This window comes from Virgibacillus sp. AGTR, from assembly GCF_016919725.2.
GTDB classification, from domain to species: Bacteria; Bacillota; Bacilli; order Bacillales; family Amphibacillaceae; genus Virgibacillus; species Virgibacillus salarius.
Genome location: NZ_JAJERH010000074.1, coordinates 1 through 21,501, shown reverse-complemented (window position 1 = coordinate 21,501; position 21,501 = coordinate 1). Strand labels below are relative to the sequence as shown.

At 37.1% G+C, this 21,501-nt stretch carries 17 protein-coding genes and 1 riboswitch; of the genes, 4 read left to right on the top strand and 13 right to left on the bottom strand.

Going from position 1 to position 21,501, the window contains the following annotated elements; all coding sequences use genetic code 11:
- Window positions 1-415: 415 nt before the first annotated feature.
- From JUJ52_RS19105 to JUJ52_RS19085, 5 genes are all read right to left on the bottom strand, one after another.
- Window positions 416-1,396 (bottom strand): zinc-binding dehydrogenase, encoded by a 981-nt coding sequence (locus tag JUJ52_RS19105; protein WP_026680714.1) that lies wholly within the window; start codon window positions 1,394-1,396, stop codon window positions 416-418.
- A gap of 40 nt (window positions 1,397-1,436) precedes the next feature.
- Window positions 1,437-2,384, bottom strand: coding sequence for an ArsA family ATPase (locus tag JUJ52_RS19100; RefSeq protein WP_121605021.1), 948 nt, complete (start codon window positions 2,382-2,384; stop codon window positions 1,437-1,439).
- A gap of 22 nt (window positions 2,385-2,406) precedes the next feature.
- Complete coding sequence (locus JUJ52_RS19095; protein ID WP_121605020.1) at window positions 2,407-2,664, bottom strand: cory-CC-star protein; 258 nt, start codon at window positions 2,662-2,664, stop codon at window positions 2,407-2,409.
- Window positions 2,665-3,053: 389 nt separating this feature from the next.
- Window positions 3,054-4,790, bottom strand: coding sequence for a carbon starvation CstA family protein (locus JUJ52_RS19090; RefSeq protein WP_205388494.1), 1,737 nt, complete (start codon window positions 4,788-4,790; stop codon window positions 3,054-3,056).
- 324 nt (window positions 4,791-5,114) lie between these two features.
- Window positions 5,115-6,545 carry a hypothetical protein gene (locus JUJ52_RS19085; RefSeq protein WP_205388493.1) on the bottom strand — a complete coding sequence of 477 codons (1,431 nt, stop codon included), beginning with the start codon at window positions 6,543-6,545 and terminating at the stop codon, window positions 5,115-5,117.
- A 112-nt stretch (window positions 6,546-6,657) separates the two neighbouring features.
- On the opposite strand from JUJ52_RS19085, the gene JUJ52_RS19080 reads away from it, so the two are divergent.
- The gene (locus JUJ52_RS19080) at window positions 6,658-7,008 is read left to right on the top strand and encodes a YflT domain-containing protein (protein WP_026680709.1); all 351 of its coding nucleotides are present in this window, start codon (window positions 6,658-6,660) and stop codon (window positions 7,006-7,008) included.
- Between the two features lie 511 nt (window positions 7,009-7,519).
- Here JUJ52_RS19080 and thiT read toward each other — a convergent pair.
- From thiT to JUJ52_RS19065, 3 genes are all read right to left on the bottom strand, one after another.
- Window positions 7,520-8,089: an energy-coupled thiamine transporter ThiT gene (gene thiT / locus JUJ52_RS19075; protein WP_026680708.1), complete on the bottom strand. Its 570-nt coding sequence runs from the start codon at window positions 8,087-8,089 to the stop codon at window positions 7,520-7,522.
- Window positions 8,090-8,198: 109 nt separating this feature from the next.
- Window positions 8,199-8,300, bottom strand: a riboswitch (TPP riboswitch).
- Between the two features lie 259 nt (window positions 8,301-8,559).
- Complete coding sequence (locus JUJ52_RS19070; protein WP_205388492.1) at window positions 8,560-10,344, bottom strand: M3 family oligoendopeptidase; 1,785 nt, start codon at window positions 10,342-10,344, stop codon at window positions 8,560-8,562.
- Window positions 10,345-10,486: 142 nt separating this feature from the next.
- Window positions 10,487-10,744: a phage holin gene (locus tag JUJ52_RS19065; protein ID WP_121605015.1), complete on the bottom strand. Its 258-nt coding sequence runs from the start codon at window positions 10,742-10,744 to the stop codon at window positions 10,487-10,489.
- 270 nt (window positions 10,745-11,014) lie between these two features.
- Here JUJ52_RS19065 and JUJ52_RS19060 point away from each other — a divergent pair, with 270 nt between their 5' ends.
- Window positions 11,015-11,551, top strand: coding sequence for a YceI family protein (locus JUJ52_RS19060; protein WP_121605014.1), 537 nt, complete (start codon window positions 11,015-11,017; stop codon window positions 11,549-11,551).
- Window positions 11,552-11,966: 415 nt separating this feature from the next.
- Here the strand turns inward: JUJ52_RS19060 and JUJ52_RS19055 are convergent, their stop codons facing one another.
- From JUJ52_RS19055 to JUJ52_RS19040, 4 genes are all read right to left on the bottom strand, one after another.
- Window positions 11,967-13,994 carry an iron ABC transporter permease gene (locus JUJ52_RS19055; protein ID WP_026680704.1) on the bottom strand — a complete coding sequence of 676 codons (2,028 nt, stop codon included), beginning with the start codon at window positions 13,992-13,994 and terminating at the stop codon, window positions 11,967-11,969.
- Between the two features lie 4 nt (window positions 13,995-13,998).
- Window positions 13,999-14,997 carry an ABC transporter substrate-binding protein gene (locus JUJ52_RS19050; protein ID WP_205388491.1) on the bottom strand — a complete coding sequence of 333 codons (999 nt, stop codon included), beginning with the start codon at window positions 14,995-14,997 and terminating at the stop codon, window positions 13,999-14,001.
- 163 nt (window positions 14,998-15,160) lie between these two features.
- The gene (locus JUJ52_RS19045) at window positions 15,161-16,024 is read right to left on the bottom strand and encodes a VanW family protein (protein WP_166530393.1); all 864 of its coding nucleotides are present in this window, start codon (window positions 16,022-16,024) and stop codon (window positions 15,161-15,163) included.
- A gap of 264 nt (window positions 16,025-16,288) precedes the next feature.
- Entirely contained in the window at window positions 16,289-17,503 is a 1,215-nt protein-coding gene (locus JUJ52_RS19040; protein ID WP_026679622.1) for an NAD(P)/FAD-dependent oxidoreductase, read from the bottom strand.
- A 379-nt stretch (window positions 17,504-17,882) separates the two neighbouring features.
- Between JUJ52_RS19040 and JUJ52_RS19035 the strand changes: the two genes are divergently transcribed.
- Both JUJ52_RS19035 and uraA read left to right on the top strand, forming a co-directional pair.
- Complete coding sequence (locus tag JUJ52_RS19035; RefSeq protein WP_026679623.1) at window positions 17,883-18,386, top strand: AMP-binding enzyme; 504 nt, start codon at window positions 17,883-17,885, stop codon at window positions 18,384-18,386.
- A 282-nt stretch (window positions 18,387-18,668) separates the two neighbouring features.
- Complete coding sequence (gene uraA, locus JUJ52_RS19030; protein ID WP_205388490.1) at window positions 18,669-19,952, top strand: uracil permease; 1,284 nt, start codon at window positions 18,669-18,671, stop codon at window positions 19,950-19,952.
- 179 nt (window positions 19,953-20,131) lie between these two features.
- Here the strand turns inward: uraA and JUJ52_RS19025 are convergent, their stop codons facing one another.
- Entirely contained in the window at window positions 20,132-21,319 is a 1,188-nt protein-coding gene (locus tag JUJ52_RS19025) for a cation:proton antiporter (protein ID WP_026679625.1), read from the bottom strand.
- Window positions 21,320-21,501: the final 182 nt, after the last annotated feature.

Here is a 21,501-nt window from a genome sequence, read left to right as displayed (position 1 = left end):
TTTGCAAAGTTAGTTGAGGCCGTGCCCGCGGAAAGCGAAGTAATTAGTCGGAGCATTGCCCAATATACATCCAACATTTCAAAATAACTACTTGGCTTAACGCAGTCATTGCACTGATTTTATACTTTCTTAACTTAGAACAAAAGCGCAAGCGCTCGAATAGAAACGTAGCGACTTAGGCGAGTCAACAGATATAAAGAAATCACGGTGTGCTTGCAAGACGATGATGACTTAGATTAGGGCGAGTGATTTGTGTAGCCGCCTCGTTTCTGGGCACTGGAGCTAGACATGGCTCAACATGCCCATTTATCCACATGGGTTAATTTTATAAATTCCTTCATTTCCTAGACTATTAAAAAACAGGCTCGCAGCATATTGCAAGCCTGTTTTTTAATAGTTACGATTTATTCCCTATTTACGTAAGGTTAATCGCTATTTTACCAAACTGCTTGTTTTCCTCTAAATGATCAAACGCCTTTTGAATATTTGACAATGAGAACGTGCTATCTACGATTGGGTGTACATTATATTGCACAATATGATTAAGCATAGCACGAAGCTCCTCTCTACTCCCCATCGTCGAACCTAGTAATTGATATTGACCATAAAAGAATTCCCGCAAATTCAGATGAATCATGTCTTCTGTAGTTGCTCCAAAAACTACCATTCTCCCTCCTTTTCTTAATACTTCTAATGAACGTTGAAAGGTTGCCCGTCCAACACTATCTATAACAAGGTCAACCGTTTCATCGGCTAAAGCCTCCGTCCAATTAACATCATTACTGAGCGTAATATCTGCTCCCAATGCTTTTGCCTGCTGTAATTTCTTTTCACTTCGAGACGTTACAATAACCTTTGCTCCCATATTCTTTGCAAAGGAAATAATAAATGTTGATACGCCACTACCAGCCCCCGTAATAAATATAGTTTCGCCTTTCTTTATTTGTCCCTTTGTGACTAATGCGCGATATCCTGTTAATCCAGAAAGCGCTAAAACGCCGGCTTCTTCCCAGGAAAGATGTTGTGGCTTGTCTTCTAATTGCGCTGCGTCTATGGCAATCTTTTCAGCGAACGTACCATGATCAGGCATACCTAAAATGTCAAATCCCTGAGGTGGAGCGTCACTATTAGCCTCCCATCGTAATGCAGGATTGATAATAACCTCATCACCTGGTTGAAAATGGTCTACTTCATCACCTACCTGCTCAACTATACCTGCTCCATCTGATCCTAATATTAAAGGCTCTTTCTTTCCTTTTCTTCGGTTAGGAATATACAAATCACGGCGGTTTAATCCTGCTGTTTTTAAAGAAACTACTACCTCAGTGCCTTTTGGGACTGGGACACTCATTTCACGTATTAACAGTTTTTCATCTTCATGTACAAAACCCTTCATCATTAGTCGCTTCTCCCCTTCTACACATGTATTACCATTGCTAGCTAAATAGTAAATCGTGCTTTTGATAGTATGAACCAAATAATTCTAGTTGCTGTATATCTATAATATCATGAGAAAATAACGGAACATAGATCTTTTCCTGGCTAGGAAATGTACATTCGATCTGATGTACATACTTTTGCTCATATTCCTTACGTTGTATCAAAAATTCACCATCAGCTTGCTCTGGTAACAATTTATTTATGATTAATGTTTTCACATGTAAATGATATTTTTCAAGTAATTGAATTGCTTTCTTTGTTTCCACAATCGGTAGCCGCTCCGGGTTGAGAACAAATATAAAGCTTGTATTAGCTTGATCTAAAAGCAGTTCTCTAGCCTTAGAAAAACGCTTCTGTCGTTGGCTAAGTACATCATATATTGGATCTTCGACAGGATCGCCATCATTTAAAAGCTGACTATAATTCTGATTTGTTTTCCTCCTTCGCTGTAATAATCCATCTATCCAAATGCCCATAAGTTCAGGAAGGGTAAGAAGTCGTATTGTATGACCAGTAGGTGCTGTGTCAACTATTAAATGATCATAATGATCCTGTTCATCAATAATTATAGAAATAAGTTTGTTAAATAACGCTGATTCATCTGCACCAGGAGAAGCTTTAGCTGTATCTAATTGCCGATTCACTTCTTCAATCATCCCAGCATGCATCATCTTTTTAATATTTTCCTTTACACCCATTATATAGTTGTTCGTTTCTTTTTCAGGATCAATTTCGATAGCAGATAATAATCTAGTGATTTGGGTTATTTGCCCGCCAATTTCCCGTTTGAAAATATCTCCTAGATTATGAGCAGGGTCTGTAGAAATGAGCAAAGTTTTCTTGTTTAATCTTGCAGCTTCCCATGCAAGTGCTGCTGCAGATGTAGATTTACCCACTCCCCCTTTTCCGCCAATAAATACAATCTTATTTAGTAACGTTGCCATTTGAATCTCCTTTTGATTTTTATTAACAGCACCGAATACCGGATAAAGGTGATTTTTCCATCCCCATTCGCAAATGCCAATCATGAAAATTCTCCACTATGTACGGATAGAGTTCTAATGTATAATAGTAGACTGGATTAGGAATGCCAATCATTTCTGAATATAGTAGTAAGAGAAACACATCATCTTCTTGCCTAAGTTCTCGGGCGATTTCTTGACGATGGGGCATGCTAATCATTTCCTCATACCATTGAATGCACCGCTTCCAATGTTTAAACATGTAATCACTCCTTCACCGAAAAAGGGGCTGTCAAAAAGTGAAACTTCAATCAGTGGAGGTTTTGTTTATCCCCCACGAATGGGATCAGTACCACAAGGGTATGACCTAAAGACCTTTGAAACCATCGGACATTTACTGGCAGTCAATCCCTCACTTACCTATGTTGTTTTTACTTGATTGCTTGAAGTGGGGGTCTTACTGCCAGTTATATGTGGGATAAAAACTAGCCCTTTTCCAACATGACTGAATTGTATTCCCTTCTAACTGCTAGGCTCTCCTGCAATCTCTCTTCAGAGGATTCACACACACACGCTCACGCTTCCAACAGATGTCTCGTATATTCCAGTTACTTTAATCTAGGCGATTTTTTATAGAAGACACGCCCTTCATTAATTGTCATCATCCAATGGTTTCCCATCGTTTCCTCTCAATACAGAGAATGCAGTTATACTTATCCAAAGTGCAAATATAAAGATAATTGCACCAAAAATAAATAATAATATATCAGGAGATGAGCCTAACCACGACCATTCAAATAAAACCTGCTGGAACATCGCATAAAGTGTCATAAACATTAAGAACACCATTGGTATGAATACAACTGCATAGTTTCGCCCTAATCGTTTCAACCAAACTGCGATAAGCATCAAACTAATCCCTGCCAGTAACTGATTGGCTGTACCAAATAGTGGCCAAAGTTGATAACCTCCAGACCCAAATCCTTTCGGACCTTCTGGTAATAATACAAGCGCAGCACTCGATGCAACTGCCACAGTTGTTGCCACATGTGTCCGTGTTAACACTGGAAGATTATACTCACTACCTAATTCAGCAATGATGTAACGCATGAGTCGAACAGAAGTATCTAAAGTCGTAGCTGCGAAACTAACGACAATAATCGATACAATCGTAACTGCTACATCTGGAGGAATGGCAAGTCCCCCTGCCAGAACAGCGGCCCCTTCAACAAAGGTACCAAGTCCAGAAGCATTGGCATCAGAGAAGCTGCTATAGGTAGCCATAAATTCATCGGTACTAGCAAAAAAAGTAGCAACAGCAAGAATCGATACTAATGCTAATATTCCTTCACCTACTGCTCCTAAGTAGCCTACAAATCTCGCATCTGTTTCCCTATTCAATTGCTTTGACGATGTTCCTGATGAAACAAGTCCATGAAAACCTGAAATTGCCCCGCATGCTATCGTAATAAATAATAAGGGAAGCCAAGGTGTATCTGGGTTAGCATTCGTAGCTGGAGCAGTTATTTCTGGGTTAGTAAATAATAATCCTAAGTAAAGAATTCCTAGTCCCACTACAAGCTGATGTGAATTAATAAAATCTCGTGGCTGTAATAATTTCCAAACCGGAAGTGTTGAGGCAATATAGACATAAATCATCAAAATGACGATCCAAATTAAAAATGCCGAAGAAACCGCTCCTAAACCAAATAAACCAGCTCCAGCTTCACCACCCATATAATGAACGAGATCAAATTGAAGAAATTCTACCTTACTAGCAACAATTGCAGTTAAATACATAATTGCTAATGCTAACACGGATGGAATAAGCATTTTTCTGTTTCGTTTATATACAGCATAACCGATCCAGATAGCTAATGGGATTTGAATAAATACAGGAAGCACACTTGCTGGGTAAGATATAAATAAATTTGAAATTACCCATGCAAAGACCGCATTGACCATTAACACTAGAATTAAAATGATAAATAAAAACAGTATCTTCGCTCGTTGACCAATTAAACGATGTGCTAATGTACCTACAGATTGACCTTTATTTCGTACTGACAAGACCAATGTTCCAAAATCATGCACACCCGCAGCAAATACAGTTCCAAGTATTACCCACAGAAAAGCTGGCAGCCATCCCCAATAAACGGCAATTGCCGGACCCAATATTGGTGCAGCACCAGCAACCGAAGTAAAATGATGCCCCCATAGTACGAATTTATTTGTGGGAACAAAGTCCACTCCATCACTGTAACGATGTGCTGGTGTCACATAGGTTGGATCAAGTTTAAAAATTTTTTTCGCTACAAAACGCGAATAGTAGCGATAACCTAATGCAAAAACGATCATACCTATTAATGCAACTAAAATACCTGACACTTCTTTATCCCTCCTTTATCAAGTAAAGACCCGTCCAATTTTAGCACGTAATTTTTTTAAGACGTATCTGTATGAGAATATGTGAATACGCTTTATTTTAGTACTGTCTTTCTGCTTTTACATGATTCATTCAACCCTTATGTATGGTTTAAAAGGTAATCCCTTATTTATACAGGAAGGATATTTAATAAGGGATCACCTTTTTATTTGAGTCCATTCATACAATTTATAAAACGTGAAACTTCAATCAGTGGGGAGGTTGTTTATCCCCCACTTATCCATTTTGGGTTCACTTTATTGCTTGAAGTGGGGGCTTACTGCCAGTTATATGCGGGATAAAATAACTACAGCTACAATTGTTGTAATGACTAATCCTACGATAACAGGTATAAAGTTTTTACGTACTAATTCCATTACCGATACACCACAAAAACCAGCAATAGCGATTAAAGAAGACCATGCAACGAGCGTACCACCACCAGTCCATATCGAACCCATTTGCCCTATTGCTGCAAGGGTGGTTGCATCAATGGAACCGTTTTGTAATGATGCCGCTAGAGAACCAGTAAGTGGAAGCCCTGAAAAACCAGAGCCATCAAGCCCTGTAATAATACCAATAAGCAAAACGCTGAATCCAGCTAACAATGCACTTTGTGGAAGATATTCTTGAATCGATTGAACGAGATCAAATAGGAATGCAGGTGAACGCTTCTCCATACCTAAAATAGCTCCTGCAAAGTCTGAACTACCTAAAAAGAAAAATCCAGCAATTGGAATAACCGGACCCATTGCCTTAAAAGCAAAAACAAATCCATCTGTTATATGTGTTGTTATATAATCGAGCGCATGCTGCCTACGAAATGCAATGGTCGATAATAATAGCAAGATAACTGCAACACCACCAATAAATGCTGCTCCATCTCTTCCTTCTAATCCGCTCATTCTTCCTGTATTAAGCTTTTCATAAACCATGTAGCTAACGACACCAGTTAATGCCAAAGGGACAAGAATAGCAAATAATTTACTCCATACACGTAGTTCATTCGTATGTTGACTTTGTGTATACTCCTTTGTTGTTTGAATGTTTTCAAGTTCTATGTTGTTTCGCACATCCTCCTTCGATCGAATTGTTTTTCGATACATTATATAAGCAAGCATAATAGCAATACCACCTGTTATAAGTGACAAAATAAGTGCTTGATCGGCAACCACAGCTGTTTCTACTCCTGCTGAGGTAGCAGATAAATTGGGGGCAACTTGCACAATATAATCAGAGGAAAGTGCCATTCCTTGACCAGCTATTGCTATTGCTACTGCAGCCGTAATTGCTGGTAGACCTGCTCGGATTGCAGCGGGTACCAAAAGCGCACATATTAGGGGTACTGCTGGTGTTGGCCAAAAGAATAGAGATATCAAATAGGTAGCAATAACTAAAACAAAATAAGATATATGACCATTTACCATTATTTTTTGTATTGGCTGAATCATTCGTTTATCTGCACCTAAATCACGTAATGAATTTAATAACGCGAGCATAAAGGTGATGATTAAAAAAATACTAAATAGTTCTTGTGCTGCTACAAGATTTGCATGAAATATTGCGGTAAATCCAGCAATTAGACTACCTTTATAAACCCACGCAATAATAAATGTACCAAATAACGTTGGTAATACGATTCCCTTCCGCATGACCATTGTGCCTATAATTAGTAAGGTAAACAAACCATATAAAATATGGGATATTGAAAGCTCCACGCCAACCTCTTCCTCTCCAATGGATGTGCTATAGCCTATGCAATTCGTACATGTTTAGTTCTTCTAGCGTTGGGTATGATAATAATGAAAGATTGATAAGGAGGTAATTTTAATGAAACCATTTATAAAAGAATATACAAATGATCAGCAATTAAAGGAAGCTATTCAAATACTAAAGGATAAAGGTATTCATAAAGAAGATGTGTATGTTTTATCCCATGATGATGATCGAACAAACCGAATAGCTGATGGTGCGGATGCGAATACCATAGGAATAAGGGAAATGGATATTGGACATGCCGTTGGTAATCTTTTTAGTACACAAGGTGATGAACTAAGAACGAAATTAACCGAAATAGGATTCTCTCAAGCAGAAGCTGAAAACTATGAGGAAGATATGGATGAAGGAAAAGTACTCTTGATTGTAACTAACCATGAGGAAGTTAATAGGTATTTACAATAAAAGCATAAATCTCTACTATACAGTAGTTTTTCATAATTAAACGTTTTAATCTGTCAGTAAGAAAAAGATAACTTGCTTATGATAGGCAAGTTATCAATGCTGTTTCACCAATTCTAATTGGGTGAAGCAGCTTTTCTCATAGTCTAGGAAGAAAATATAAAATTTACCCATTTGGATAAATAGGGGCGTGTTGAGCCGCGTCCAGCTCCAGCGCCCAGAAACGATGTGACTTCACAATCGCCCGCCCTACGAGCTGACTAGCTCCAGTCGCTACGTTTCTAATGCGCTTTTGTTATGAAATAAAGATAATAAAGAGCTTGGGAAAAAACAAAATATTTCTTACTCTGAATAATCATTTTATCAGTCTCGATAATAATTGCCGCAATTGATTAAGCTTGATTTCACCTCTCACTATAACTCTAAACTACTAAATAGAAAATAGTGGGCAAAATCCTCGAGTCAATAACTACCCACTAATCTTCGTATATTTATTATGAGGAAAACTCCTAGATTAAGCGGACATACGTAATAGTGTACGTGGTTGTTTTTGAAATAAAAAGAACACAAGAACCGTACTTAATATAAAGCCAGGTAACATGTACGACCCGTTATATAGCAACGAGTATAACCATACAGGCTGACCTTCTGGCGCAAATTCACCAAAGAATACAATCCCTCCAGTGAAATGGGCTAAAAAGCGTAAAGCTGATCCTAAAAACACGCCTACAGCAATATAATATAGGCTTGTTTTCGTTTTTCCTTCTTTAACTGCTGCTTGGACAGGTTTTGCAAAAATTCCTGCAAAACCTAATACGGTAAACGCAACAATATAATCTAAGAACCCTTGTAGGGGTACGAAGACTGTTGGCCCAAATAATAATTGTAATCCTCCCAACAGCAATCCAGCTAATAAACCGCCCTTGACCCCCCAGCGAAATGCGACAATAAAAATCGGTATCATCGCAAAGGATATGGAGCCACCTTGAGCCCAAACCTTAAATGATAAAAATGGTATAAAATCCAATAAAAATGCAAAAGCTGCAAAAATGGCTACTTCTACTAAAAATAATGTGCGCCTCATATCTTTCTCCTCCCCTTTTTTATGCAGTTAAGTAACTTATCCATACAAAAAAAGCAATGCCAAGGGGAAGACTTCCTGATGGGGAATCTGCTCACATTACTTTTCTGTCCATCAAAAAAGCCACCATCCCTACGCTAGTACTAACTAACAGGTTCAAAGGGTAAGAACAGTTATGTTCACTCTCAGCCAATTGGCTCCCCCTGTAGGCTTCTAACTTATATTTGCTTCTTTTGTCTTACTGTTTAGTGAAACTTCAATCAGTGGGGGTTTTTGTTTATACCTCTGATTGAGAGATAAACTAATCAGACATTTACCGGCAGTCGATTCCCCCACTTACCAATAATGGTTTCACTTTATTCCTTGAAGTGGGGTTCTTACTATCAGTTACATGTGGAATAAATAAGAAACTACTTTTCACTGCCTATTTACTACAAGTATTGTACATGACATATCGTAAAAACACAACAGCGTTACAACGAAAGATATTCGTCAACATCATTGACACATAATTGAATAGCAGCTTCCCAGAATTCAGGCTTAGTTAAATCTGTATCCAAATGTTTTTTAGCAAGATCCTCTACGTTCATGCGACCAGTATCCCTTAAAAGCGAAATATATGCATCTTCAAAACTATCTTCGTTTTCTTGTGCTTTTGCATAGATACCTAGACTGAAAAGATAACCAAATGTATAAGGGAAATTGTAAAATGGCACCCTTGTTATGTGAAAATGTAATTTAGATGCCCAAAAATTAGGATCATACTCCGATAATGCATCACAATATGCCTCTTTCTGTGCTTCTATCATCAAATCGTTTAATCTTTTCACTGGCACTAATCCTTGTTTCCTTTCTTCATAAAAACGCCTTTCAAAGATAAAACGGGAATGTATATTCATAAAAAAAGCAATGCTCCGCTGAATCTTATCCTCTAATAAACTTTTCTTTTCCGCAATCGAACGTGCGCTTTTTACCGACGCATCTGCAACAACCATTTCAGCAAATGTTGACGCTGTTTCAGCAACATTCATTGCATACCGTTGATTAAGTCCATTTACATCATTCATTACATGTTGATGATAAGCATGCCCTAACTCATGAGCTAACGTTGCAATATTAGATGAAGTACCTGAATAAGTCATAAAAATGCGTGTTTGCTTACTATCAGGGAAACTTGTACAAAATCCTCCCGGACGCTTATTTGGACGATCCTCAGCCTCAATCCACCTATTTTCAAAGGCCATTTTCGCAAAATCAGCCATTTGGGGACTAAACTGATTAAAATGTTCGACAATAAAGTCAGCTCCTTCTTCAAACGACGAAGTCTTAACCACTTTGTTTACTGGTGCTCCAACATCATAAATACTTAGTTTGTTAAGTCCAAGTAGTTTGGCCTTGTTCATAAGATACTCTACAAAGGGATGCTTATATTTTTTTATTGCAGTCCACATCGCATCTAATGTTTCTTTTCTCATACGGTTCAAAGCCAATGGTTCTTGCAAAACTTCATTCCAATTTCTATGCTTATATGTTTGTAAACGAAAGCCAGCTAGGTGGTTTAATGTTTGACCAAATAAACTGGCGTTATTCTTCCAAGCTTTATCTAGCTGTTGAAACACTTGCTTACGATATGAACGGTTTGGGTGTGTTAGTTTATTTGTAGCCTGCCCAATAGAATAGCTTTTCGTTTCCCCATCCTCTACCATATCTACACTCATATTTCCTATAATCACATCGTACATTTGTCCCCAAGCGTGATATCCATCAATTGCCAGATCATTGATAAGAACCTCTTGATCTCGCACCAATTGTTCGTTTGCATGATTTCTAAATTCTTCTAACACATATGCTACATCAACTAAATCCTCACTTTTTACAAGTTGGTCCCATACGATGTCAGGAATGTCGACTAGTTTTTGTTCAAATGTCGTTTGAATCGTATCCATTTCGGCTTTTATTTCATGGCGTCTACTGACTAATAAATTTGCTTTCTCGTCTTTAAGATTCTGTGCACTTAAACAGCTTATAAAAGCAAATGCTTCTCGTACTTTCTTCATCGTTGCTTCCAATTGTTTAATAAGTAACACTAATGTTTCTTTATCTCCGTCTCGTTTCTTAGGAGAAAAGTAAGATACCGTGTTAAAAAGGTTTTTCATTTCTTCCTGTGTGGATTGTAAATATGTATGAAATGCTTTTGAGTCACTACCTCCGGGAAAAATCACGTCTAGATCCCATGTAGGATGTAACGTCTGTTCCATTAAATCGCCCCTCTATTTAAAATTAAATTAATCACCCTAACTACATATTATAACAAAAATAAGAATATTTTCATTAGAAAAACAATTGTTCTAATAATCTCATGTAATACAGTGGGAAGGATATTCCCACTGCTACATTAACTTAACTTTTCTTTTTTCTTTTACTTGCTGATGTTAGCCCATTTTCCTTAATTAGCTGCTTTTGCTTCATCCCTATACTTGTAACGTAATTATTCTTAAACCACGCTATTAATGAGGTAACGATTGTAAAAATTGCTGATACTGTGTTCTCAAGCAGTTCACTATCTATTGGTAATGGCGACCTTCCAAAAATAACTAAAAATTGATTTGTTAAGGCAATTACGAGTGCGATGGTTCTAGCTATTGTCCCTTTATCCATTTTAATCCCCCCTCCAACGATGGAAGTTTTTCATCCATTAAGATTTTTTAACATATCTACCTACTATTAGTATTTTCATTTATTCCTTTATTTGGAACGGCTTTAGAGTAAATCACGCTATAGTCTACATCGTGTTTTATCTTTATCTATTAGGGAAAACCAGTACTGAAATAGGTTCTAAAATTGTTACTTGACAACATTAATTTATTATTTTATACTAAGTTACATAAAGTAATTAAAGTGATAAATTTAATAATTGGAGGGATTTACATGGGTAAAACTGTTTGGAATATAGACACTGTTCATAGTGAGATTGGTTTTTCAGTAAAACATATGATGATTTCAAAGGCAAAGGGTTCATTTAATAATTTTAATGCGGTATTTGAAGCTGATGTGGATGATTTAACAGGTTCTAAGCTGGAAGTTACCATTGATGTAGGTAGTATTGATACGCGTAATAAGGATCGTGACGATCACTTACGTTCAGCTGACTTTTTCGATGTTGAAAACCACCCAAATATGACATTTGTTGCAACCGACATCCATAAAAAGTCTGGAAATAATTATGAAATTACAGGTGATTTAGCGATTCGTGGAACGAAAAAACCAGTAACGCTAAATGTTGTTATGGAAGGTCAAAGTAAAGATCCAATGAGTGGTAATATTGTTGCGGGCTTTAGCGGAGAAACTACCATTAATCGTAAGGATTTTGGTCTAACATGGAACGCAGCATTAGAAACAGGTGGCGTCCTAGTTGGTGAAGATGTAAAAATTCACTTTGAGATAGAAGCACATAAGCAAGCATAGTAGTCTGAAGCAGTACCTTCAACAAGAAAGTACAATGGCTGTCGTTAAAATGTCTCGACAGCCATTTTTTATGCAGAATATATTCACTACATTAATTTGTTAAGGAGATTTGGACTTTTTTCGATAGGAAGCGAGTAATTTTAGCCCGACATTGGCAGAACAAAAGTGCAAGCGACTGGAGCGAGTCAACGAAGATAAAGGAATTACGGTGAGTTTGCGAGCCGATGATAACTTAGCTTAGGGCTATCTGTGAAGTCGCATCGTTTATGGGCGCTTGCGCTTGACGCAGCTCTACACGCTCATATATCCATATGGGCTAATTTTATAATTTCTTAGACTATAAAAAAAGGCTTGTAAAGAAACAAAGGGATTTCTTTAAAAGCTCCTGCTTCAACAAGAAGTATAGATCTTTTTTTTAAGAAGCTCTTTTCTTCATAAGCCATAAGAAATATGGTGCGCCGATAATTGCCACCAAAATGCCTGAAGGAATCTCATTTGGAGCTAACAACGTCCTGCTTAATAAATCTGCAATGACAAGTAAAAGTCCTCCTATAAGCATGGTAACTGGTAACAATCGTGTATTAGAAGGACCTACTAACAACCTCGCAAAATGAGGAGCAATTAGCCCAACAAAACCAATTGTACCAGTTGCTGCAACACTGCAAGCAGCTAAAATAGTAGCGATTAACGCTAATTGAAATCGGGATGACGTCACTCCAAGACCTAATCCTTTTGCTGTTTCATCCCCAAGTGCTAGGGTGTCTAACAAACGGATTCGCACTAGAAGCAGCGGGAATAATAAGACGATTGGCCAAATAAGATAACGAAATAACTCTACCCAACCCTTCGCATAGGTTGATCCTGATAACCACGTCAATGCACCTGCCACACCTAATTCTGCTCGAACGACAAGAATTTGAATAATTGCCGAACCAAAAGCTGAAATACCAATACCTAATAAAGCTAAGATCGTCGGTTGGAATTGAGCACGGATTGCAAATAACATTACGAAAATAAAGAATACTAAAGAACCAATCATAGCTCCCACAGGTATCCATATTGCTGATACACCAAAGACATACATCGTCAATAGAGCACCTACACCCGCTCCAGAAGTTATTCCAATTACAGACGGATCAGCTAACGGATTTCTGAGAACACCTTGAAAAATTAATCCACTAACTGCTAATACCATTCCACTAGCTAAAGCCACCAAAGCACGTGGCAATCGTAAATCAAGAATTAAATTTTTCATGAATTCATTTTCCCCAGCAAATAAAGCCTGGAATGATACAATTGGTTCAAAACCATAATTTCCAGAAGCTAAACTAACTAGGATACCTAAAGTGATCAACCCGATTAACACAGGTAGTAAAATTTTCATGGAAATACCAATAGTAGACTTCCCTGGAATAATAGAAGTTGAATCACCACTGTAGTTTGTTTGTTTCATACGAAATACTAAATAAATTAACCACGGTGCACCTATTAAAGCTGTTATAGCCCCCACAGGGAGTTCTGAAAACGATGGATCGATTACACGGGCCACGACATCTGCCGCCAGCAAGACATTCCCACCCCAAATAAATGAGGCAATGAATAATGGGATATGCCTACGATAACCAATCAATTTAACGATATGTGGCGCGATTAAACCAACGAATCCAATCGGCCCAACTACGCTTACAGTTACTGACGTTAATAAAACGGCTGCTAAAATGGAAATAAACTTCACTGTCACTACCTTTTGCCCTAATGAGGTTGCCACGTCATCTCCTAAGGAAAGCGTATCTAATCTCATACTAACTAGTGCAATTCCTAATAAACCAACTATTATAATGGGCAATGAAAATTGAACCCCGTCCCAACCATTTTGAACCAACGTCCCTGATCCCCATAGAAATAAGCCGGCTGTTTCATTTTCATAAAACAATTGCAATACACTTGTTAGAGAAGAAAATAAAAAGGTAACGATCATGCCAGCCAATACCATTCGTACAGGTGTTGCACTATTCCCTCCGGATAAGACATAAACAATTAAAAAGGTAATTATACCACCGATAAAGGCAACGATCATACCTCCCCCAAACAAAGCACCAGGTAAAAAGACAGTTGCCACAACGACTGAAAAATATGTTCCAGAGTGTATACCTAAAGTGCTGGCGGATGCTAAAGGATTCTTCGTTACTGTTTGTAAAACAACCCCAGCAACAGCTAAGGCTCCTCCAGCAATAACTCCCATAGCTGCACGTGGTAGCCGGAGATAACGAACGGTATGATGTTCTAAAATATCCTGAGGAGAAAAAATAGCTTCTATCACTGTATGTAAAGGAATCGATACACTACCTTGATTAATATGTAAGAACGTTAGGATACATAAAAGTGCGGCTCCTCCTCCAAAGGTAAGAACCGCTCTCATCGTATTTTTAAAAGATGTATTCATGCTATCACTCTTTTACCATCGCATTGACTAACTGTTCTGTTAGTACTTGAGTAGAAAGAACACCACCAAAAGTCCATGTATTTCCAGGAAGTGCATGTGTATTACCTGCTTTTACAAAGCTTAAATCTTCCCATACTGGATTTCCTTTAAGCTGATTCTCAAAAATATTATCCTCTTCTTGAACAATATATAGGAATTGAAGATTCTCTTCATCTTGATAATTCTGTAATGCTTCTACTGTCACTTCGCTATAACCATATGTTTCTATATTATCTGATTGATAAGCATTCGTAAATCCTAAATTCTCCATTACATTTGCAACAATGGAATTGTCCGTGAATAGTCTCATTGTCGGTGTGTTTTGTGCAGTAAATGCTTGAGTTGCAATATAAGATGAACCATCAATGCCCGCTTCTGTTATACGTTGCTTTTGCTCCTCCGTAAAGCTTTCAAGATTTGATATTACTTGCTCGGCTTCTTTTTCTTTATTAACAATTTTAGCGACGGTCTGAAATTCGTTAATCATGTTTTGATAATGATCCTGTACAGCTTCTTCACTATATGGTGCAAACGTAACTACTGGTGCAATCTCTTTTAAACTATCTAAAATTGGTTCATGTCTAAATTTAACACCGATTATTAGATCCGGATTTAATCTGGAAATCGCTTCGAGATTCGGCTCCTGACGTGTCCCAACATCGACTACACTATCATCGAATTTTTCATCGATATTAACCCATTGATGAAATCCGTCCAAATCAGCCACACCTGCTGGCTGTATACCTAATGCCACTAGGTCTTCAGCATAGGACCATTCAAGTACAACAATATTTTTAGGTGTTTCTTTAAGGGTTTGTTCACCTAAACCATCTTCAATTGTAATTGTTTGCGCGTCAGATGTAGAATCTCCGTTTTTTTCTTCTTGCTCCTTATTAGAAGAATCATTACACGCAACTAGCAAACTTATCAAAAATAGCAATAAGATAATTGCAAGCTTCTTCAACTAGATCACTCCTCTAAATCATCTATGTAGACTTGGTTTAGTAAATGATAATGATTATCAATTTCGTTCTAATCATATATGATGCTTCCAGGTATGTCAAGGTGTTTTGAAAGGCATGATCTAGCTAAAATCTTGGAGATCATTTCTTTTGCTATTCATCACACTAACTACCTGTAAAATTCTCTACTGTATCTGATGAAGTTATACGTACTAACATTTTTCCATTACTAGCATGAGCTCGAATCAATACCGGTTCATTGTACATATTCTTGAAAGAGAAATCTGGTCCCCACCAACTAACCGTTGCATCTCTACCTGGGGGAACATAGGGAACGCTTCGACTGTGTGCATATCTTTCAACGATTTGAATACCTTTTAAATCGACCGCATTGAACAGTGTTGATGAAACTTGACATATTCCTCCACCAATATCTTCTGATAATTCACCTTTTACTATAACAGGGGCACGTTTATATCCTCTACTTTTGGTACGTTCACCTACGACTTTATTAAATGAAAACATCTCTCCAGGAAATACAACGTGATTATCTATTGCCTCAGCTGCTAGAGCAATATTATGTGACCTTTCTTCATTACCCTTTTTATAAAAGGTAACATAATTCCCCAATTCCTTTGTACGTATATCTTCTAATAGGGCTTTATCCACTCTTGGATACACTTTCTCTACAGGAATATGGAATCCGTCTGCTTTATCGTCATAAAACGTTTTTTTAAATTGAATGTAAAATTGATCTTCATCAATTGTTATACCAGGTTTTTCTAAAATAATGTTACCACTCTTTGCTATGGTCGCATTTTTTGGTGCTTTATAGATTTTTTTCTTTAAGTCATCAACCAATTGATGCAATTTATTTTCATCAATAAATAGAGGATCAATCTGATTAAGTGCATATTGATCCACTTCTACTTTTTCTAAACGTATCGCTTTATGTTCAGCTATTTCAGTAGCAAAAACAGTATTTGTCCAAATAACGATGAAACTGATACAAAGTAACAATGCTCTCATGACATGACCTCCTCCCTTTAGTATGAGAAAGTCATAATCATGTCATTCGATAAAATTACAAATGACAAAAAAACCATCCGAGCGAAATAAACGCCTGGATGGTCAACCATTTACCTAAAATCTCTCGAATCTTCCATATAATCACTTAAAAGTCTGTAGCCAACCAATGATGCTATGACCAAAAATAATCCGCATAATGTTTTATTTTTCATTTCCCAAATACCTCCTCATTTGATGTAGCTATTTTTTAATAAAATGAGTGTCTTAGAATGGACGGAATTTACCTTTTTTAAGAACTAATTTTGTTCCCCCCATAAGGAATAAAGAACGGTTATCTACCACTTTTTTCATTGCTGCTGCTGCTTTCCCCTGAAGTTTGTAATCATTAAATATATTTCCGATTCCATCAGAAATACCTAGAGAAGCTACCGTACCTTTGTCATGAAAAACAAAGTCAGTTAAAGGTTGGTTTGTAAGAAGTGCAGCTAGATTAGCAGCAACAACATCCGCTTCTTGCATTGCTAATTGTCCAGTAGGAGGATACGGGCGATCTGCTTCTTTATTCCAAACCCATGAACAGTCACCAATAACAAAAATATTCTCTTCACCTTTCATACGTAAGTCGGCGTCAACGTTAACTTTTCCTTTTGTTAATTCAAAGCCTGAATTCCCTAACACAGAGCTACCTTTCACTCCACCTGTCCACACAACAGTACCTGCTTTGATTAGCTCTTTATCGTCTCCAACAATAAACCCTTCCTCTGTACATTCAGAAATGGCAGCACCAATTTTAATCTCGACACCACGATCTTCAAGGGATTTTTTGGCATATGCAACTAACTCTTTATCAAACATTGGCAAGATAGAAGGAGCTGCTTCTACATTTATAATTTTAACTCTGTTACGATCTATGTCATATTTTTTACATAGCTCAGGCACTCTATCAGCTAATTCGCCCACAAACTCAATGCCTGTGAATCCTGCACCACCAACAAGGATATGCAAGCTCTCATCCTCAACGTTCTCTTCGTTGTTATATTTAGCAAATTGATATTCTATGTGTTCACTAATAAGACGACTGGAATCAATATCTTCAATAGCAAAAGCATGCTCTGCCATCCCTTTAATTCCAAAATCATTTGATTCAAAACCAAGCCCAACAACTAAGTAGTCATATTCAATTTCACTATTCTCCAACACAACGCGTTGCTCGTCTTTGTTGATTTTCACAACAGAATCATAAACTAGTCTTACTTTATTTGGGTTAATGACATCACTAATCATCACACGAGCTTGATTTGGATTAATTGTTCCAGCAGCTACCTCATGTAACCAAGTAGATTCATAATGATAATTATGTTTGTTAACTAGTACAATCTCTGCTTGTTCCGGTGATAGCTTTTGTAAGAGACGCTTTGTTGTTGTCAATCCAGCATAGCCTGCGCCCAGAACTACTATTTTTGGTTTGTTTAAACTCATAAAACTTCCACCTTCCTATATTTTACTAACAAAATTCACAGGAAAAGCGCTCTTTCATATTAACTCAAAAATGTTATTATTACTATTTAGAATCGCTTATACCTATTTTAACAATATAATAATCATATCAAAATTTTTATATTTAGGCTAATAATCAGTAGAAGTACAACTAGAATATATACTTATCGTGTTTTTCTACGTTATCACATGGTAAACGTTTGAATCTTTCTTCCAATCATCCTAATCATTTTACAATTATTCTCAATTTTCGAGCAAACTAAATATTTTTAGTCACAAAAAGTAAAACGCTTACAGGTAAATGTGATATAATTTAATATAAAGTATACTATTAGATAATTGGAACTGAGGTGGGATCTTCATGGGTCAAACAAAGATACGCGTCGTAAACAGTTCGGGAGAGGAAGTAGCGCATAACGGAATTGAAATTGGTGACATTATCGTAAAGGGGCAAGGAACTTTGCAACATGCCGAAAATCGAAACATGATGAAAAATGGCTGGATTTTCACAGGTGATAAAGGATTTATAGATGAGCAAGGTCATATTCATGTGAAAGAACCGTTTAAAGACATTCCAAATCAGCAGGGCACCATTTCTACTGCTAACTTGGAGCAAATCTTAATGAAACACCCACACATTGCCGAGACCGCTATCATCCCATTACCGCATAAAGAACTAGGAGAAATTGCTCACGCCTTTATTGTGCTTGACAACAAATCAGATAGTACGAAGCAAGATATCATTAACTTTTGCAAAGATAGCACCAATGGAACTTCATATCCGCAATCGATTACCTTTGTAGATGAATTACCCAAAACCCCAAGTGGTAAAATTTTAAAAGTAGAGTTACAGAAGTGGTTATAAGCAAATGCTCTGTCTTTTGTTTTTTTGACATGATAAAAAAAGAATTGACAGAAGCACTTTAAATTGGGATAATATCTAAGATAAGTTCATACGGTTACCTTTAATTCAGTCCTGTGAGGCTGCCAAGGTGTAACAGATGGAATTCTGTTCAATAAAATCAGGAGGAACTTCGTGTTCTACCTCATTTTATAGAAGCACCCTGCCACACACCGGCTCGGTGCTTTTTTCTTTTTTTAATCACCCACGGTAACTGTTGGGCCAATTCTTAAAGGGGGAAGAAACATGGCACAATATAAAGAGATTCAAGTAGACGAACGTTTACCCATTTTAAAAAGCTTACCACTTAGTATACAGCACTTATTTGCAATGTTTGGATCTACTGTATTAGTTCCAATTTTATTCGGTGTTAACCCTGCAACCATTTTATTAATGAATGGTATTGGAACGCTAATTTACTTATTTATTACAAAAGGAAAAATACCTGCATATTTAGGATCAAGTTTTGCGTTTATATCACCAGTTTTTGCCGTATTAGAGAATTACGGAGGCGGAACCGGATATAGCTATGTATTAGGTGGATTCCTTGCAGTAGGTGTTGTTTTATCCATCATTGCATTAATTGTTAAATTTATTGGAACAAGTTGGATTGATATAATTTTTCCACCTGCCGCTATGGGAGCAATTGTCGCTGTTATCGGTTTAGAACTTGTACCAACAGCTGCAGAGATGGCGGGATGGATCGCACCCCAAGACGCAGGTGCTTCTTGGACGATGGACACTAGTACAGCCGTAGTCTCACTTTTGACACTTGCAATTACAATAATTTGTTGGGTAACAATGCGCGGCTTCTTAAAAATCATTCCTATTTTGATTGGAATTATTGCAGGCTATATTATTGCATATTTCTTTGGATTGGTTGATTTAACTGCTATTAAAGAGGCAAAATGGTTCTCGATGCCAGAATTTTATCACATGAAATTTGATTGGTCTGCCATACTAGTAATTTTGCCAGCAGCTTTAGTACTTGTACCTGAACATATTGGACATCTATTCGTAACAGGTAATATTGTCAAAAAAGATTTGATGAAAGAACCTGGATTAGACCGCTCGTTAGCTGGTAACGGTATATCTACGATCATCTCTAGCTTTTTTGGATCAACACCGAATACGACATATGGTGAAAACATTGGCGTACTAGCAATAACAAAGGTATATTCCACCTGGATTATTGGAATAGCTTCCGTTATAGCCATTATTCTTTCATTTGTTGGAAAGTTGGCTGCATTGATATCATCTATTCCAACCGCAGTTATGGGAGGGATTTCCTTACTTCTATTTGGAATTATCGCAGCTAGTGGTATTCGTATGTTAGTAGAAGCAAATGTGGACTATAACCACTCACAGAATTTGATTCTAACATGTGTCGTCCTTGTCATCGGTATTAGCGGTGCTACAGTTCAAATCGGTTCAGTAGCCCTAACTGGTATGGGGCTTGCTACAATAGTAGCCATATTCCTTGGCCTATTCTTTAAGTTATTAGATGTATTAAAATTATCGAATGAATAGTAAAGATGAGTCCTTTGGAAGAATAGATAAAGTGAAACTTCAATCAGTTATAATTTGTTTATCGCCCACTGATTGTTAGTACCATAAGAGTAGGACCTAAAGGCCTTTGAACCCATTGGAATATAACTGGATGTTTGTATAAAATAAAGGTTTGGAAGATAATATGCTTCCAAACCTTTTTATGAGCCTTTTAATCTTTTGACTAATGGATATACGCTTGCACTTTGGATTACTAATGATAGTAAAATGACAACAAAAATGATGGATATGAATTCACTACTTTTATCAGTAGCTGCTTCGAATCCTAACACTAGTGCCACTGACATTGTTCCTTTAATACCGGTCCAAGCTATTACTGCACATTCCCTTAGAGACATGTACGTTTTCCATGTAGAATGAAATTGGGTCATGGCTGTAATTACCAAAAATCGTACGATTAGCGATCCTAAAAATAGAAGAATAGCAAGCTGCCATTCTGAAAAAACGAGGTACCTTGCTGATTGAATCCCTATAAGTAGAAATATGATAGATAAGATTGTTGGCTCGATAATTCCCCAAAATCCATCCAGTTGATCTCGAAAATGATCCTCTTTTATATTTTTTCCAAATTCATAGGATAGCATCATTCCCGCTGTAACAGTTGAAAGTACACCTGACACGTCCATTAATTCTCCTAAGTAAAAGCTACCATAAGCTACAATGATACTTAACATCACCTGATATTGACGATGGTCGGTATAATGCACTGCCTTGCTCATAAGCCAACCGAATGCAATACCAATCGCAACACCACCTAAGGATACAAGTAAGAATTCACTAACGAAACCACTAAGTGAAAAGGTTGTCCCTTGCGTTAACATACTTAGAAGCACACCAAATACTACAATGCTTGTCCCATCATTAAGCAACGATTCCCCTTCCACAATGTCAGCCGTGTTCCGATCACTAGACGATTTCTTTAATATCGCTATAACCGATACAGGATCTGTTGGTGATAAAATAGCAGCAATCAGTAACGCAGCTATAATGGATATTTGAATAAATAAATTTCCAATTAAATAAACAAAACCACCAAATATAGCTATTGTTAAGAGCAGACCTATCGTTCCTAATCCTCCAATAATATACTTATACTTCTTCCAAGCCATTGTTGGGAATTGATAAGCTGATATAAATAGAAGTGCCGGTAAGAAAACATGAAATATAAGATCTTTTGTTATTGATATGTTCGCGAAATAACTGATTGGTGACAGCGTAATACCTATTAGCACTAATACCGTTGGGACAGGAAAGTACTCTTGCTTCTTGTCTATAGAAAAAACAATGTACCCGATAATTAATAGCAAAAGTATGTGATGGACACTCAAATATACTCCTCCCTCTCTTTATTTACATTGGTAGTAAATCTTATATTTAGAATCCATTTTCCCTATAAGCAAGTAATTTCAAACAATGAACTTATCAATAAGAAGAACTGAGCAAAATTCGCTCAGTCCTTATCACTAAATGCTCAGATTCACGCTTCCTCTAGTAGCTATTATGGAATAAT